This is a genomic window from Micromonospora okii, assembly GCF_020884795.1.
GTDB lineage: Bacteria > Actinomycetota > Actinomycetes > Mycobacteriales > Micromonosporaceae > Micromonospora > Micromonospora okii.
On the sequence record NZ_BBZF01000014.1, the window covers coordinates 98,195 to 113,750 of the forward strand.

Annotated in this window: 15 protein-coding genes; 7 read left to right on the forward strand and 8 right to left on the reverse strand. The window is 74.4% G+C overall.

Features of this window, described 5'->3' with window-relative positions; genetic code table 11:
• Position 1: 1 nt before the first annotated feature.
• The 4 genes from LPU43_RS07035 to LPU43_RS07050 all read right to left on the reverse strand — a co-directional run bounded on the left by LPU43_RS07035 (position 2) and on the right by LPU43_RS07050 (position 3,751).
• Positions 2 to 961 (reverse strand): VWA domain-containing protein, encoded by a 960-nt coding sequence (locus LPU43_RS07035; RefSeq protein WP_229399437.1) that lies wholly within the window; start codon positions 959 to 961, stop codon positions 2 to 4.
• Positions 958 to 1,998 carry a DUF58 domain-containing protein gene (locus tag LPU43_RS07040; RefSeq protein WP_229399438.1) on the reverse strand — a complete coding sequence of 347 codons (1,041 nt, stop codon included), beginning with the start codon at positions 1,996 to 1,998 and terminating at the stop codon, positions 958 to 960. The genes LPU43_RS07035 and LPU43_RS07040 overlap by 4 nt, the downstream gene beginning before the upstream one ends.
• Positions 1,995 to 3,044, reverse strand: coding sequence for an AAA family ATPase (locus tag LPU43_RS07045; protein ID WP_229399439.1), 1,050 nt, complete (start codon positions 3,042 to 3,044; stop codon positions 1,995 to 1,997). The genes LPU43_RS07040 and LPU43_RS07045 overlap by 4 nt, the downstream gene beginning before the upstream one ends.
• A 176-nt stretch (positions 3,045 to 3,220) precedes the next feature.
• Positions 3,221 to 3,751, reverse strand: coding sequence for a hypothetical protein (locus LPU43_RS07050; protein WP_229399440.1), 531 nt, complete (start codon positions 3,749 to 3,751; stop codon positions 3,221 to 3,223).
• A gap of 343 nt (positions 3,752 to 4,094) precedes the next feature.
• On the opposite strand from LPU43_RS07050, the gene LPU43_RS07055 reads away from it, so the two are divergent.
• Complete coding sequence (locus LPU43_RS07055; RefSeq protein ID WP_229399441.1) at positions 4,095 to 5,141, forward strand: endonuclease/exonuclease/phosphatase family protein; 1,047 nt, start codon at positions 4,095 to 4,097, stop codon at positions 5,139 to 5,141.
• Between the two features lie 45 nt (positions 5,142 to 5,186).
• Here LPU43_RS07055 and cimA read toward each other — a convergent pair whose 3' ends face one another.
• Positions 5,187 to 6,770 carry a citramalate synthase gene (gene cimA, locus LPU43_RS07060; RefSeq protein ID WP_229399442.1) on the reverse strand — a complete coding sequence of 528 codons (1,584 nt, stop codon included), beginning with the start codon at positions 6,768 to 6,770 and terminating at the stop codon, positions 5,187 to 5,189.
• Positions 6,771 to 7,144: 374 nt separating this feature from the next.
• On the opposite strand from cimA, the gene LPU43_RS07065 reads away from it, so the two are divergent.
• The 4 genes from LPU43_RS07065 (at position 7,145) to LPU43_RS07080 (ending at position 9,596) form a co-directional block, all read left to right on the forward strand.
• Positions 7,145 to 7,705 (forward strand): peroxiredoxin, encoded by a 561-nt coding sequence (locus LPU43_RS07065; RefSeq protein ID WP_229399443.1) that lies wholly within the window; start codon positions 7,145 to 7,147, stop codon positions 7,703 to 7,705.
• 2 nt (positions 7,706 to 7,707) lie between these two features.
• Positions 7,708 to 8,238: an alkylhydroperoxidase, AhpD family gene (gene ahpD, locus LPU43_RS07070; protein ID WP_229399444.1), complete on the forward strand. Its 531-nt coding sequence runs from the start codon at positions 7,708 to 7,710 to the stop codon at positions 8,236 to 8,238.
• Positions 8,239 to 8,330: 92 nt separating this feature from the next.
• A complete protein-coding gene (locus tag LPU43_RS07075; RefSeq protein WP_229399445.1) occupies positions 8,331 to 8,786 on the forward strand; it encodes a PRC-barrel domain-containing protein in 456 nt (151 codons plus the stop codon).
• A gap of 66 nt (positions 8,787 to 8,852) precedes the next feature.
• Positions 8,853 to 9,596 carry a tyrosine-protein phosphatase gene (locus LPU43_RS07080; RefSeq protein WP_229399446.1) on the forward strand — a complete coding sequence of 248 codons (744 nt, stop codon included), beginning with the start codon at positions 8,853 to 8,855 and terminating at the stop codon, positions 9,594 to 9,596.
• A 12-nt stretch (positions 9,597 to 9,608) separates the two neighbouring features.
• Here the strand turns inward: LPU43_RS07080 and LPU43_RS07085 are convergent, their stop codons facing one another.
• Together LPU43_RS07085 and LPU43_RS07090 are read right to left on the reverse strand one after the other, a co-directional pair.
• Positions 9,609 to 10,706: a branched-chain amino acid aminotransferase gene (locus LPU43_RS07085; protein WP_229399447.1), complete on the reverse strand. Its 1,098-nt coding sequence runs from the start codon at positions 10,704 to 10,706 to the stop codon at positions 9,609 to 9,611.
• Between the two features lie 157 nt (positions 10,707 to 10,863).
• A complete protein-coding gene (locus LPU43_RS07090) occupies positions 10,864 to 11,895 on the reverse strand; it encodes a 3-isopropylmalate dehydrogenase (RefSeq protein WP_229399448.1) in 1,032 nt (343 codons plus the stop codon).
• A gap of 222 nt (positions 11,896 to 12,117) precedes the next feature.
• Here LPU43_RS07090 and LPU43_RS07095 point away from each other — a divergent pair, with 222 nt between their 5' ends.
• Positions 12,118 to 12,996: an FAD:protein FMN transferase gene (locus tag LPU43_RS07095; protein WP_229399449.1), complete on the forward strand. Its 879-nt coding sequence runs from the start codon at positions 12,118 to 12,120 to the stop codon at positions 12,994 to 12,996.
• 321 nt (positions 12,997 to 13,317) lie between these two features.
• Entirely contained in the window at positions 13,318 to 13,674 is a 357-nt protein-coding gene (locus LPU43_RS07100; RefSeq protein WP_229399450.1) for a hypothetical protein, read from the forward strand.
• A gap of 96 nt (positions 13,675 to 13,770) precedes the next feature.
• Here the strand turns inward: LPU43_RS07100 and serA are convergent, their stop codons facing one another.
• On the reverse strand, positions 13,771 to 15,369 hold the full coding sequence (gene serA / locus LPU43_RS07105) for a phosphoglycerate dehydrogenase (RefSeq protein ID WP_229399451.1): 1,599 nt from the start codon (positions 15,367 to 15,369) through the stop codon (positions 13,771 to 13,773).
• Positions 15,370 to 15,556 lie beyond the last annotated feature (187 nt).

Genomic DNA, 15,556 nt, shown 5'->3' on the forward strand with positions numbered 1-15,556 from the left:
GTCAGGGCAGCCGGGAGAACCACCGCATCGAGCCCGCCGCAGCCCCCATCGCCAGGACCAGCCCGAGCCCGATGAACCGGGCGGAGATGTCCTGCCGTTCCTTGCGGTAGCCGACCGAGGTGCCGATGTCGTCGTAGACCGCGCGCAGCTCGTCGCTGCTGGTCGCCTCGTGGAAGCGGCCCCCCGTGGAGTCGGCGACCGCCCGGAGGGTCTGCCCGTCCACCGGCACCTGGATGGGGCGTCCGCCCCGGTCGACGAAGCCGGACGGGGTGCCGAACGAGATCGTGTGCACCGGCACCTCGGCCTCGACCGCCTCGGCGGCGGCCTCCATCGGGTCCATGCCGGAGGTGTTCGCCCCGTCCGAGAGCAGGATGATGCGGGCCGGCGGCGGCTCCTTCGCCGCCTGGCTGTCCAGCCCCTTCACCGCCCCGAGGGAGGTGCTGATGGCCTCCCCGATGGCGGTGCCCTGCACGCCGGTGGTGCCCTCGGCGAGGCGCTCGATCCCCTCGTGCAGGTTCTCCCGGTCCGTGCCGGGCGGCACCACCACGGCCGCGCTGCCGGCGAACGCCACCAGCCCCACGTTGAACTCGTCGGGCAGGCCGTCGACGAACCGCCCGGCGGCCTGCTTGGCCGCGCTGAGCCGGTCCGGTTCCACGTCGGAGGCGAGCATCGAGGTGGAGACGTCCACCGCGACCATCACCGTGGCCCGTTCCCGGGGCACCCGGACCTCGGCGCTGGGCCGGGCGAATCCCACCACCAGCAGCGCCAGCATGGCCAGGAAGAGGCCGGCCGGCACGTGCCGACGCCAGGCGGGGCGGTCCGGGGCGACCCGGTCGAGCAGTCGCAGGTTGGTGAAGCGCACGGCGTAGCGGCTGCGGCGGCGCTGGGCCAGCAGGTAGGCCACCGCGACGGCGACGACGCCGAGCAGCAGCCAGAGGCGGGCGGGTGACTGCCAGTTCACCGGGCACCTCCCCGCGCCGCGCCGGGGTGCGGCGTCGGGCCCGCGCCGCCGCCGGCAGCCGGGGCCAGGGCGAGCCGGCGCTGGGCGTGCACGTGCCGCACGATGTCGGCGCACCAGTCCCGGTCGGTGCGCAGCGGCAGGTGGGTCGCCCCGCACCGGCGCAGGACCTGGCGGACCTGGTCGCGTTGGGCGGCGGACGCCGCCGCGTACCGCTCGCGCAGCCGCCGGTCGCCGGTCCAGACCTCGCGCCGCCGGCCGGTCTCCGGGTCGGCCAGGGTGATCAGGCCGACGTCTGGCAGCTCCAGCTCGCGCGGGTCGGTGACCTCCACGACGAGCACCCGGTGCCGGACGGCGAGCCGGCGCAGCGCCGGCTCCCAGGGCGGCGGGTCCGCCGGGTCGTCCGGCAGCCCGTCGAGGAGGTCGGAGACCACCACGACCAGGCCGCGCCGGGTGGCGACCCGGCTCACGGCGGCCAGCCCCTCGGTCAGGGTGGGCGGGGGCGCGGCCCCGGGGTCGTCGCGGCCGGCGGTCCGGGGGGCGGACAGCAGGGCCCGCAGCAGCCCGAGCAGGTGGGTACGCCCGCCCCGGGCGGGAAAGCGGCGCAGCCCGTCCGGCCCGAGCACCTGCGCGCCGAGGCGGTTGCCGGTGCCGGCGGTCAGGAAGCCGATCGCCGCGACGGCGGCCACCGCCAGCTCGCGCTTGTCCAGGTCGGCGGTGCCGTACTCCATGCTGGGGCTGGCGTCGACCAGCAGCCAGGTGGTCAGCTCCCGGTCGGCGTCGACCTCGCGGACGTGCGGGACGGCGGTCCGGGCGGTGACGGCCCAGTCCATCCGGCGCACCTCGTCCTCCCCCGGGCGGTACTCGCGGCTGCCGGCGGCCTCGCTGCCCGGGCCCGGCAGCAGCCCGCGGTACTGGCCGTGCAGCAGCCCGTCGAGGCGGCGGGCGACGGTCAGCTCCAGCCGGCGCAGCCGCCGGTCGGGAGCCAGGTCGGCCAGGGTGGGGTCGGCCGCCGGGGTCGGCGCGGCGCGGCCCCTCACGCCGCCGCCAGGTCGGCCGGCTGCCCGGGGTGCCGGGCGGCGACCCGGGGCGGCGGCACGGCCTCGACCAGCCGGTGGACCACCGACTCGGCGGTGACGCCGTCGGCGACCGCGTCCAAGGAGAGCACCAGCCGGTGGGCGAGGACGTCGACCGCCAGCTCCCGCACGTCCTCGGGCAGCACGTACTCCCGGCCGCGCAGCATCGCCTGGGCACGGGCGGCGGCCACCAGGCCGAGGGTGGCCCGGGGGCTCGCCCCGTACGCCAGCAGCGGCGCGATCTCGGGCAGCCCGAACCGGCCCGGGTCCCGGGTGGCCACGATCAGCCGGACGACGTACTCGGCGACGGCGTGGTGCACGAAGACGTCGGCGGCCCGCCGCTGGAGCGCGCGCAGCCGGCCGGGGTCGAGGACCGGGCGGGGGGTCGGCCGGTCGCTGCTCATCCGGTACAGGATGGCCAGCTCGTCGGCGTCGCCCGGGTAGTCGACGACGATCCTCATGAGGAACCGGTCGCGCTGCGCCTCGGGGAGCTGGTAGACCCCCTCGGACTCGATCGGGTTCTGGGTGGCCAGCACCAGGAACGGCTCGGGGACCCGCCAGCTCCGCCCGCCGATGGAGACCTGGCGCTCGGCCATCGCCTCCAGCAGCGCGGACTGCACCTTGGCGGGGGCCCGGTTGATCTCGTCGGCGAGCACCAGGTTGGCCATGATCGGGCCGAGTTCGACGTCGAAGTTCTCCGCCGAGGCCCGGTAGATGCGGGTGCCGACGATGTCGGAGGGGACCAGGTCCGGGGTGAACTGGATGCGGGAGAAGGTGCCGCCGACGACGGTGGCGAGGGTCTGCGCGGCGAGGGTCTTCGCCACGCCGGGCACGCCCTCCAGCAGGCAGTGGCCGTCGGCGAGCAGCGCGGTGAGCAGGCGCTCGACGAGTCGATCCTGCCCGACGATCACGCGCTTGACCTCGAAGAGGGTCTGTTCCAGCTCCGCGGCCGTCGCGTCCGGATCGACCGGGCTGGGCGGGCCGGGCAGGGTGTCCGAGATGTCCGTCACGGTCCTTGCTTCCCGGGCGGGTGGCCCGACAAACGTCGGAAATTACGCCACTCGGGCGGCCTTCGGCACCGGAACCGGGATCTTCCCCCCGACCGGGACGCCCGCCGCGAACCAGCGCGGACGGCGCGCACGGGGCGATGCCGGCCCCGGCGGGACCGGCATCGCGAAGGCGGCGCTCAGGGGGTGAACACGGCCAGGTGGAAGGGCACGTCCGTCGGGACGCCCGTCAGGTCGTACGTCTGGATGTAGACGCCGTTCGGCGTGCCGAGCCGCGGCGCCACCGAGATCTCCCCCGCCGCTGGGATGCAGCAGTCGGTGGTGGTGCCGACGGTCGCCACGTAGGCGCCCCGGGTCAGGCTGCGGTTGAAGACGACCTGGTACTGGCCGGGGCCGTACCTGGTCGCCGAGACCGCGTCGTTCGCGCGCAGCAGCCCGCCGGCACTGCTGACGACCGCGAAGGACGTCGAGCCGGCGATGTACGACGCGCCCACGCCCTTCTTCAGCGCCGCCCTGGCCGCCGCCGCCTCGGCCCGCGTCGGCACCGGCTGCCCGGACGGCGCGGCCGGGCGTGCGCCCGGCTGGCCGGCCTGGGCGGCGGGCTTGACCGCCGTCGTCGGCTGGGCGGCGGCGATTCCGCCGCCGGCCAGCGTCAGCGCCAGCACGCCGAACGTGACCGCCGCCGCCTTACGGGAAATGAAAGTGCCCATGACAGGTCCCCCTTTTTAGTGACCTTGTGACACGACCGGCTCGCCGGACAACGAGCCGGGTTGTTTCCGGGCCGCACCGCACAGCCCGCTGGAATACCCTTCCCCCAACGCCCGACAATGATCGGGAACGGGAGCCAAAACCGGGCTTGAGCAGCTATTACTACCGAGAGTGTCGACCCTGGACCAAGGGGAAACTAGCATCGGTAAAAGCGGCTGGTCAATAGCGTTGAGCGTGTTACGAAATCGCTCGACGCCATCGCCGAAATTGCGAAACGTGAGCCCTCGACAATTCGCGATCTCCTTCGGCCCACCGGCGGGTCCGGCGTCCGGCTAGAGTGCCGCCATGATCACGTCCACCGATGCCGGGCCGGTGAACGGCCGCCGGGAGCGGCTCCGGACGGCCCTGTGCTGGCTCGCCGTGGCACCCGGGCTGGCCTGGGCGGCGGTCCGCCTGCCCGGCCTCGAACGGGGGCCCGGGGTCCAGGCGCTCGCCTTCACCCCGTACGTCGCCGCCGGGGCGCTCGTGCCGGCGGCGCTGGCGCTCGCGCTGCGTCGCCGCCTGCCCGCGGCGGTCGCGGCCCTGGTGGCGATGGCGCTGCTCGGCGTGGTCGTGCCCCGGGCGCTGCCCTCGGCGCAGCCGGCCGCGCGCGGGCCGGAGCTGCGGCTGCTCACCGCCAACCTGCTGGCCGGCGCGGCCGACGCCGCCACCCTGGTCGACCTCGTCCGCGCCCGCCGGGTCGACGTGCTGGCGGTGCAGGAGTTCACCCCGGACGCGGCGGCCGAGCTGGACCGGCTGGGCCTCGCCGCGCTGCTGCCCCATCGACAGCTCCACCCGCAGGTGGGCACCACCGGCTCCGGGCTCTACGCCCGCTTTCCGATCGACGGGGGCGGCGTCCGGCACAATCGCGGTGGCTGGGGGTTCAGCCAGGCGTACGGCACGGTGACGCCCCCGGGCGGGCCGCCGGTGCGGGTCGAGTCGGCCCACCCGTCCGCCCCGTACGCGGTCGACCAGGTCGACGCGTGGCGCACCGACCTGGAGGCGCAGCCGGCGGCCACCCCGGAGGCGGGGCTGTCGATCCTCGCCGGGGACTTCAACGCCACGCTCGACCACGCCCCGCTGCGCGCGCTGCTGGCCACCGGGTACGCCGACGCGGCCGACGCCACCGGCGCCGGGCTCACCGGCACCTGGGGCCCGTACGACGGGGACCCGATCCCGCCGGTGACGATCGACCACGTGCTGGTGGACCGGCGGATCGCTGTCCGGTCGGTGTCGGCGCACCGGGTGCCGGGCAGCGACCACCGCGCGGTCCTGGCCGAGCTGCGCCTGCCCGCCCCGGCCGGCGCGGACGCCGACGGGGCGGGGGCGGGGGCGGGGGCCGCCGGTGGGTGAGAAGGGAGCCCTTCTCTACCCCAGGCGTTAGGAAGGGGCCCCTCCTTACACGCGGGCGCGCGACAGGCCGTAGGTCAGTGCGTCGACGAGGGCGTGCCAGGACGCCTCGACCACGTTGGGGTGCACGCCGACGGTGGTCCAGTCGCGGCCCGCGCCGTCGGCGGTCTCCACCAGCACCCGGGTCACCGCGCCGGTGCCGTGGCTGCCCTCCAGGATGCGCACCTTGTAGTCGGCCAGCTCGAAGCCGCGCAGCTCCGGGTAGTGCCGGGCCAGGCCGACGCGCAGCGCCTCGTCGAGGGCGTTGACGGGGCCGTTGCCCTCGGCCGTGGCGATCACCCGCTCGCCGCGCACCCGGATCTTCACGGTGGCCTCGGAGACCACCGCGCCGTCCTCGCGGTGCTCGACCATCACCCGGTACGACTCCAGGGCGAACGGCCGGGCCGGGGCGGCGCCGGGCAGCTCGGAGCGGACCAGCAGCTCGAAGGAGGCGTCGGCGGCCTCGAAGGACCAGCCCCCCGCCTCCAGCTCCTTCACCCGGCTGGTCACCCTCGCCAGGGTCTCCGGATGGCCGGCCAGGTCCAGGCCCAGCTCGCGGCTCTTGAGCTCGACGCTGGCCCGGCCGGCCATCTCGGTGATCAGGATCCGCATGTCGTTGCCCACCACGGTGGGCTCCACGTGGTTGTAGAGCAGCGGATCCACCTTGATCGCGCTCGCGTGCAGCCCCGCCTTGTGGGCGAAGGCGGCGGCCCCGGCGTACGCCTGGTGGGTGTCGGGGGCGATGTTGGCGATCTCGGCGATGGCGTGGGAGACCCGCACCATCTGCTCCAGGCAGCCCTCCGGTAGGACGGGCAGCCCGAGCTTGAGCTGGAGGTTGGCGGCGACGGCGAAGATGTCGGCGTTGCCGGGGCGCTCGCCGTAGCCGTTGGCGGTGCCCTGGACGTGCCGGACCCCGGCCTCGACGGCGGCGATGGTGTTGGCCACCGCGCAGGCGGTGTCGTTCTGGGCGTGCATGCCGAGCCGCCCGGGGTCGATGCCGGTGCGGGCGGTCAGGTCGGCGATCGCGGCGGTGACGCGGGAGGGCAGCATCCCGCCGTTGGTGTCGCAGAGCACGAACCGCTCCGCGCCGGCGGCCAGCGCGGTCTCCGCCACGGCAGCGCCGTACGCCGGGTCGTGCCGGTACCCGTCGAAGAAGTGCTCGCCGTCGACGAAGACCCGCCGGCCCTCGGCGACGAGGTGGGCCACGGTGTCCCGGATCATCGCCAGGTTCTCGGCGGGGGTGGTGCGCAGCGCCCGCTCGACGTGGCGCAGGTCGGCCTTGGCGACGAGCGCGACGGCCGGGGTCTGCGCGTCGAGCAGCCCCCGGACCTGGGGGTCGTCGGCGACCGCGACGCCGGCCCGGCGGGTGGCCCCGAAGGCTACGAGCAGGGCGTGCTTCAGCTCCAGCTCGGTGCGGGCCCGGCGGAAGAACTCGGTGTCCTTGGGCACCGCGCCCGGCCAGCCGCCCTCGATGAAGCCGACGCCGAACTCGTCGAGCAGCCGGGCGACGGCCAGCTTGTCGGCCACCGAGTAGGTGAGCCCCTCGCGCTGGGCGCCGTCGCGCAGCGTCGTGTCGTAGACCTGGAACGTCATGGGGAGAGTCCTTTCGGGCACGGGCGGGAGGGGGCGGGACGGCGAGGGGGACCAACAAAAAGACCCCCCGCGGATGCGGGAGGTCTGCGCGCTCGGCGAGGGGTGGGCCGGGCGCGCTAGGTGCCGATAATGACGACGGTGCTGGTCACGATCACCACTCTGCCACCCGCCCCCGGTTTCTGGGAGGCGCAATCCACATGCCGGGATAGTGACGGAGAGTGGCGATACCGCACCGAGCCCTCCCACGCGCGGACAACACACCGCTGGTGATCGACTTCACAAGTCACCCGGCCGCTGTCGTGCCAAAACACCCCTAGGGAAGTATCTGGAATTGATCCAGTTATCGGCCTCGCGCCGCTGTCAAGGAGGACTCTGTGCTCACCGTCGGTGACCGCTTCCCGGAGTACGAACTCACCGCCTGCGTCTCCCTCGACGCCGAGAAGGCCTTCGAGTCGATCAACCACAAGTCGCACCAGGGCAAGTGGCGCGTCGTCTTCTTCTGGCCGAAGGACTTCACCTTCATCTGCCCGACGGAGATCGCCGAGTTCGGCCGGCTCAACGGCGAGTTCGCCGACCGCGACGCCCAGGTGCTCGGCGTGTCGGTCGACAACGAGTTCGTCCACTACGCGTGGCGCAAGGACCACCCGGACCTGCGCGACCTGCCCTTCCCGATGCTCAGCGACATCAAGCGCGAGCTGAGCATCGACTGCGGCGTGCTCGGCGAGGACGGCGTGGCCCAGCGCGCCACCTTCATCGTCGACCCGGACAACGAGATCCAGTTCGCCATGGTGACCGCCGGCTCGGTCGGCCGCAACGTCTCCGAGGTGCTGCGGGTGCTCGACGCCCTCCAGACCGACGAGCTCTGCCCGTGCAACTGGAACAAGGGCGGCGGCACCCTCGACGCCACCAAGCTGCTCGCGGGCGCCGGGGCCTGACGATGGGTCTCGACGCGGTCAAGGCGGCTCTGCCCGGGTACGCCAAGGACATCAAGCTCAACCTCGGCTCCACCATCGGCACCTCGACGCTGAAGCCGGAGCAGGCCTGGGGCACCGCCCTGGCCTGCGCCGTCGCGGCCCGCAACCCGGTGGTGCTGCGCGAGATCGCCGCCGAGACGGCCGGGCACCTCGCCCCGGAGGCGGTCGAGGCGGCCAAGGGCGCCGCCGCGATCATGGCGATGAACAACGTCTACTACCGGGCCAAGCACCTCATCGGCGACGAGCAGTACGCCACGATGCCGGCCCGGCTGCGGATGCAGATCATCGCCAAGCCGGGCGTCGACAAGGGCGACTTCGAGCTGTGGTGCCTCGCCGTCTCGGCGATCACCGGCTGCGGCGTCTGCCTGGAGTCGCACGAGAAGACGCTGCGGGCCGCCGGCTTCACCCGGGAGCAGGTGCACGAGGGGCTGCGCATCGCCGCCGTCGTGCACGCCGCCGCGGTGACGCTCGACGCGGAGGCCGCGCTGGCCTGAGTCACCTGAGTCACAGGTGTACCGATTCCCGCACCGGGTACGAAAGGGTCCGACAGGCAATCCCCCAACAGTCGAGAAAGGGAGTGGACGCCATGGAGCGGCTCGATCCTCGAACGACCCACGGGACGCCGGACCCGCTGACCCAGGGGGGTCAGGGCGCCTTCGCGGGCGGCGCGCCTGCCGGGCGCTTCGACCCGTGGAGCTACCGACACGAGTCCGGGGTCACCGACACCGACCTGGTGGGCTACAAGGTGGAGGCGACGGACGGCGGCATCGGCAAGGTGGACCGGGCCAGCCACGAGGTGAACTCCAGCTACCTCGTGGTGGACACCGGGCCGTGGATCTTCGGCAAGAAGGTCATGCTGCCGGCCGGCACCGTCAACCACGTCGACCACGACGAGCGGAAGGTCTACGTCGACCGGGACAAGGACCAGATCAAGGCCGCGCCCGAGTACGACGAGACCAGCACCGACCCGGCGTACCGGGAGAAGCTGGGCGGGTACTACGACGACACGTACGCGTCGATCCCGCCCGGCACCGCCCGGTAACGGAGGACGGCACGTAGGCGGCCGGCGGGGCATCGGGAATGCCCCGCCGGCCGTTACCGTTTCCGGGTGGACGACGGCATCGACACCCCTGCCCCCGGCCCCTTCCCCGCCCTGTTCAACTTCCGCGACGTCGGCGGCCTGACCGGCCACGACGGGCGGCGGGTGCGCACGGGCCGGCTCTACCGCTCCGACTCGCTGCACCGGATCACCGAGGCCGACGAGGCCGCCTTCACCGCCCTCGGCATCCGCACCGTGATCGACCTGCGCCGCCCGTCCGAGGTGGCGCGCGACGGCCGGGTGCCGGAGCTGGCCGGGCTCGCCTACCGGCACATCCACCCGGAGCACGCGGCCTGGGCGGAGGCGCAGTACACCCCCGGCATGAGCCTGGCCCGCTTCCTCGCCGACCGGTACGCCGACCTGGCCGGCACGGGCACCGCCGGGCTGGCCGAGGCGGTCGGGCTGATCGCCGACAGCGCCGCCGCCCCGGTGGTCGTGCACTGCGTCGCCGGCAAGGACCGCACGGGCGTCGTCTGCGCGCTGACCCTGTCGGCGCTCGGGGTGAGCGACGCCGACATCGCCGCCGACTACGCGCTCAGCACCGGGGCGTCGGCGCGGTTCACCGCCTGGCTGGCCGCCACCCTGCCCGACGCCGAGGAGGTGCCCCCGCCGTTCCTGGCGTCCCCGGCCGAGGCGATGACGCTGTTCCTGGCCGAGCTGCGCGAGGGGCACGGCTCGGCGGAGGGCTACCTGCGGCACGCGGGCGTCAGCGACGCCCAGCTCGCCGGGCTCCGCGACCACCTGCTCGGGTGACCCCGCCCGTCCCTACAGGACGCGGGTCACCCAGCCGTGCGGGTCGGCGGCCCGGCCGCGCTGGATGTCCACGAGCTGCTGGCGCACCGCCATCGTGACCCGGCCCGGCTCGCCGCCGCCGATCAGGAACTCGCCGTCGGGGAAGCGCACCCCGCCGACCGGCGTGATCACCGCCGCGGTGCCGCACGCGAAGACCTCGCGCAGCCGGCCGCTCGCCGCGTCGGCCTGCCAGTCGGCGAAGCTCACCGGCCGCTCCTCGACCCGGTGCCCGGCCTCGGCGGCCAGGGTGAGCACCGCGTCGCGGGTGATGCCGGGCAGGATCGTGCCGGTCAGCGGCGGGGTGACCAGGGTGTCGTCGTCGTAGACGAAGAAGAGGTTCATCCCGCCCAGCTCGTCGACGAAGCGGCGCTCCACCGCGTCGAGGAAGACGACCTGGTCGCAGCCGGCCTGGATCGCCTCGGCCTGGGCCGCCAGCGAGGCGGCGTAGTTGCCGCCGCACTTCGCCGCGCCGGTGCCGCCCGGGGCCGCGCGGGTGTAGTCCGGCGAGACCCAGACCGTCACCGGCTTGACCCCGCCGGAGAAGTACGCCCCCGCGGGCGAGGCGATGACGACGTAGAGGTATTCGTTGGCCGGGCGGACGCCGAGGAAGACCTCGCTGGCAATCATGAAGGGGCGCAGGTAGAGGCTGCCCTCGTCGCCCTCGGGCACCCAGTCCCGGTCGATCTCGACGAGCTTGCGCAGCGATTCGACGAACGTCTCCTGCGGCAGCTCCGCCATCGCCAGCCGACGGGCAGAGGCGGCGAACCGGGCGGCGTTGGCCTCGGGGCGGAACAGCGTCACCGACCCGTCACCGGTGCGGTACGCCTTCAGGCCCTCGAAGATCTCCTGCGCGTAGTGCAGCACGGCGGCAGCCGGGTCCATCGGGATCGGCGCGCGCGCCTCGACGCGGGCGTCGTACCAGCCCTTGCCGTCGGCGTACCGGATGGTGACCATGTGGTCGGTGAAGACCCGGCCGAAGCCCGGGTTGGCCAGCAGGGCGGCCCGGTCGGCGGGGGATACCGGCGCGGGATTCGGACGGATCTCGAAGTCGAGCATGTCACCACCGCTCATCGCGCGGACCTCCCTGCGGAACGACGGCGCGCGGGAGCGCACGCCGGTTGGTAGTGCGAGAAACTTACCCCCAACCGTTGTGCGGCCGATAGCGCCACCCGGCGGGGTGTGGCCTGCGGCGCGCCCGACGTCGGGCGCGCCGCGCGGGCGGGTCGGGTCAGGCCGCCGCGTGCCCGGCGAGCCGGTCGCCGACCTCGGCGGTGCGCAGCGACGCGCCCGGGGCGCGCCCGGCCAGCTCCGCGCCGACGGCGGCGGTCACCCGGGCGGCGGCGTCGGCGTGGCCGAGCTGGTCGAGCAGCAGGGCGGCGGAGAGGACGGCGGCGACCGGGTCGGCGACGCCCTGGCCGGCGATGTCCGGCGCGGAGCCGTGCACCGGCTCGAACATCGACGGGTACGCGCCGGTGGGGTTGATGCAGCCGCTGGCGGCCAGCCCGATGCCGCCGGTGACGGCGGCGGCGATGTCGGTGAGGATGTCGCCGAAGAGGTTGTCGGTGACCACCACGTCGTACCGCTGGGGCTGGGTGACCAGGAACATGGCGGCGGCGTCGACGTGCTGGTACTCCGTGGCGACGTCGGGGTGCTCGGCGGCCACGGCGGCGAAGGCGCGGGCCCACAGCGACCCGGCGTGGGTCAGCACGTTGGTCTTGTGCACGAGGGTGACCTTGCGCCGCTCGCGGCGGGCCGCCCGGGCGAACGCGTCGCGGATCACCCGCTCCACCCCGTGCCGGGTGTTCAGGCTCTCCTCGGTGGCGACCTCGGCCGGGGTGTCCCGGTGCAGGCTGCCGCCCGCCCCGGCGTAGAGCCCCTCGGTGCCCTCCCGGACCACGACGAGGTCGACCTCGCCGGGCTTGACGTTGGCCAGCGGGCCGGCCACGCCGGGCCACAGCCGCGACGGGCGGAGGTTGACGTACTGGTCGAAGGCGAACCGGAGCCGGAGCAGCAGGCCCCGCTCCAGCACGCCCGGCGGGACGCTCGGGTCGCCGACCGCGCCGAGCAGGATCGCGTCGTGCCCGGCCAGCTCGTCGAGGACGGACTCCGGCAGCACCTCGCCGGTGCGGTGGTAGCGGGCCGCGCCGAGGTCGTACGCGGTGGTCTCCACCCCGGGGAGCACGACATCGACGACCTTGAGGGCCTCCGCGACCACCTCCGGTCCGATCCCGTCCCCGGCCACCACCGCGATGCGCGCCACGTCCTCAGCTCCCTTGCCTCGTCGTCCCCCCAACCGTACGACCACGTCCCGCCTCCCGGTACAAGCCTTCCACATTTCGGGAAAGCGGAATCACAGCAGGCTCCCAGGCAGGATTCATGCTGCGGTCAACTTCCCTGCCTAGGGTCCATGAGGACCGGGTCACGGGGGCCCGGACCGGCAGACGCCGCGGCGCTGCGGCGCCGTCAGGAGGGAACGGCCGAGATGCGCATCGACCAACAGCCCCGGCACCGGTGGGCCGACGAGCAGCCGCGCACCCGCTGGGTCGACCAGTCGGCCTTCGCCGGCCGCCGCCGTCCCGACCTGCGCCTGGGTTCCCGCAGCCACCGCCCCGACCCGGCCGCGAGCGCCCCCGCCGACCGGATCGCCGTACGGCACACCGTGGCCACCAGCAGCGGCGAGTACACCCTGCTGCTCAACGCCCCCGAGCGGCTGGGCCGGCGGGCGGTCGGCGCGGCGCTGGCCGACGCCGTCGCCGAGCTGCGCGCCATCGACCTCACCTACAGCCCGAACCGCCCCGACAGCCTCGTCTCCCGGCTGCGCCGGGAGGAGATCAGCCCCGAGTCGTACCCTCCGCTGGCCGACCTGGTGGACCGGTGCGCCGCGATGCGCGCGGCCACCGACGGCTGGTTCGACGCGTGGGCGGTGCCCGGCGGCTTCGACCCGGGCGGCCTGCTCGGCGGCTGGGCGGTGGAGCGGGCGGCGGCCCGGCTGCGCGCCGCCGGCATCAACGACTACGCCGTGCTCGCCGGGGCCGACCTCGTGGTGCGCGGCCACGCCGCGCACGGCGGCCCGTGGCGGGTCGCGGTGCACCACCCGACCGACGCGCGCCGGGCCCCGCTGGTGCTGGAGATGACGGCCGGCGCGGTGGGCACCTCCGGGGTGACCGGGCGGCGGGGGCACGTGGTCGACCCGCACACCGGGGAGCCGGCCCGCCAGCTCGACGCGGCCACCGTCGTCGGGCCGGACCTGGCCGTGGCCGACGCCTACGCCACCGCGCTCTACGCCGCCGGCCCGGCCGGGCTGGCCTGGTTCCGCGACGGCTCCGACTACCGGGCGCTCTTCGCCCACCGCCGGCGCTGAGCGCCGACCGCTCCGGGGTGACCCGCGATCGGCCCCCACGGTCTCGGCAACGATCGTGGGGGCCGGTCAGCGACGAGTGCGCGTGGCTCGCGCAATCGAGGGGTGCGGACCGGCCGGGCGGGCAGTCGGACCTCGCCACCCGAAGACGGGTCGACGACCGAACTCAGCCAGTAACCGCACGAGTACGCTAGCGAATCGACGCAACTCGACGCAAGGGTCTCCACACCGGACCGTCGCCGAAGGACGGTCCGCCGCCGCGCTCCCGGCCCACGGGCGGGGTCGCGGTGACTTCCCGCACCCCGGGATGGCACGCTGTCCGCCGTGAGTTTCGATCTGAGCGTGTGGGCCCTCCCGGCCGGGGCCACGCCCGCGGACGTGCGGGCAGCGGTGCAGCGGTGCCGGCAGGGGCAGCACGTCGAACGCTACCCGGACCCACGGGTCGTCGCCTTCTACCGGGCGATCGTCGCCAGTTATCCGGACCGGCCGGCCCGCCCCGGCTCACCCTGGGCAGTCGTGCCGCTGCACACCGCCAACGACCACATCGAGATGAACCTGAACCCCGCGTGCGAGGACCAGGTGCTGCTCGACATCGAGCGGCTGGCCGGCGAGCACGACCTGATGCTCTTCGACTACCAGGACGGCTCCGTCTACCCGCCGCCCGCCCGCGCCCACCGCTGACCGACGCGCCCCGCGTACGGCGAGGGGCCCGGCCGTGGCGGCCGGGCCCCTCCCGTCGTGTCCCCCGTGGACCGGATGCCGGTCCCGCGTGGACGGTTACTCGTCGCGCAGGTCGGCGGCGCTGGCCGAGACCGCGCCGATCGAGTCCGCCGCCGAGGTGAGCAGGTCGGCGCCGAGCGCCTGGTCGACCGTGAGGGTCATCAGCGTCTCGCCGCCGGCCTCCCGGCGGGCCACCTGCATCGCCGCGATGTTGACGCCGGCCTCGCCGAGCAGGGTGCCGACGGTGCCGACCACGCCCGGGCGGTCGGCGTAGCGCAGGAAGAGCAGGATGCCCTCCGCGCCGATCTCCACGTCGAAGCCGTCCACCTCGGTCAGCTTCGGCACGTCCCGGACGCCGTTGTGGGCGAGCGTGCCGGAGACGCTGACCGCGCGGCCGTCCGGCAGCACGCCGCGGACGGTGACCAGGGTCGGGTGGTCGGTCGTCTCGGCCTGGCTGACCAGGCTCACCTCGACGCCCCGCTCGGCGGCCAGGTGCGGCGCGTTGACGTAGGTGACCTGCTCCTCGACCACCGAGCTGAACAGCCCCTTGGTGGCGGCGAGCTTCAGCACCGAGACGTCGTGGTTGACGATCTCGCCGCGCACCTCGACGGTGACGCTGGCGGCCACCCCGCCGGCCACGGCGGTGAACGCCCGGCCCAGCTTCTCGGCCAGCGGCAGCAGCGGGCGGACGTCCTCGGCGACCACGCCGCCGGCCTGCACGTTGACCGCGTCCGGCACGAACTCGCCCTGGAGGGCCAGCTTCACGCTCTTCGCCACGGCCAGGCCCGCCTTGTCCTGCGCCTCGGCGGTGGAGGCGCCCAGGTGCGGGGTGGCCACCACGTTGTCGAAGGCGAACAGCGGCGAGGAGGTGCAGGGCTCCTTGGCGTACACGTCGACGCCGGCGCCGCCGACCCGGCCCTCGGCGATCGCGTCCGCGAGGGCCTGCTCGTCGACGAGGCCGCCACGGGCGGCGTTGACGATCCGCACGCCGGGCTTGACGATCGCCAGTTCCTTCTCGCCGATCAGGCCCACGGTCTCCGGGGTCTTCGGCAGGTGGATCGAGATGAAGTCGCTCTCCCGCAGCAGCTCCTCCAGCCCGACCAGGCGCACCCCGAGCTGCGCGGCGCGGGCCGGCTGGATGTAGGGGTCGTACGCGATCAGCCGGGTGCCGAAGGCGGCGATCCGGGACGCGAAGAGCACGCCGATGCGGCCGAGGCCGACCACGCCCACGGTCTTGCCCTGCACCTCGACGCCCGTGTACTTCGACCGCTTCCACTCGCCGGCCTTGAGGGCGGCGCTGGCGCTGGCGGTGTTGCGGGCCACGGCCAGCAGCAGCGCGACGGCCTGCTCGGCGGCGGAGACGATGTTCGAGGTGGGTGCGTTGACGACCATGACGCCCCGCGCGGTGGCGGCCGGCACCTCCACGTTGTCCAGGCCCACGCCGGCGCGGGCGACCACCTTCAGCCGCGGGGCGGCGGCGATCGCCTCGGCGTCGATCTGCGTGGCGCTGCGCACGATCACCGCGTCGGCCTCGGAGAGCGCGGAGAGCAGGGCCGGGCGGTCGGTGCCGTCGACGTGGCGGACGTCGAAGTCGTGGGCGAGCACCTCGATGGCGGCGGGAGCGAGTTCTTCGGCGATCAGTACGACTGGAGTCATCAGTCCTCGTAGAGGTTGTGTGGCGGTCGGCCGGGACGCCGGGACGCCGCGCTGCGCCCCGCGCTGAGTCGTGCCATGGCCGTCAGGTGCCGGCTACGCACCTACCGCGATCGTAGGGCGCGAGCGGGTCGCTGCGCCCCGGACCCCCGGGTGAGTGCCCTCACAGGAGGATGTGTCGGCGGTGTTA

Excerpts from the sequence above, each read along its gene's own strand:
- serA (WP_229399451.1), bottom strand. The coding sequence starts at position 15,369 with ATGACTCCAGTCGTACTGATCGCCGAAGAACTCGCTCCCGCCGCCATC.
- LPU43_RS07075 (WP_229399445.1), top strand. The coding sequence starts at position 8,331 with ATGGAGCGGCTCGATCCTCGAACGACCCACGGGACGCCGGACCCGCTG.
- cimA (WP_229399442.1), bottom strand. The coding sequence starts at position 6,770 with ATGACGTTCCAGGTCTACGACACGACGCTGCGCGACGGCGCCCAGCGC.
- LPU43_RS07050 (WP_229399440.1), bottom strand. The coding sequence starts at position 3,751 with ATGGGCACTTTCATTTCCCGTAAGGCGGCGGCGGTCACGTTCGGCGTG.
- LPU43_RS07095 (WP_229399449.1), top strand. The coding sequence starts at position 12,118 with ATGCGCATCGACCAACAGCCCCGGCACCGGTGGGCCGACGAGCAGCCG.
- LPU43_RS07085 (WP_229399447.1), bottom strand. The coding sequence starts at position 10,706 with ATGAGCGGTGGTGACATGCTCGACTTCGAGATCCGTCCGAATCCCGCG.
- ahpD (WP_229399444.1), top strand. The coding sequence starts at position 7,708 with ATGGGTCTCGACGCGGTCAAGGCGGCTCTGCCCGGGTACGCCAAGGAC.
- LPU43_RS07055 (WP_229399441.1), top strand. The coding sequence starts at position 4,095 with ATGATCACGTCCACCGATGCCGGGCCGGTGAACGGCCGCCGGGAGCGG.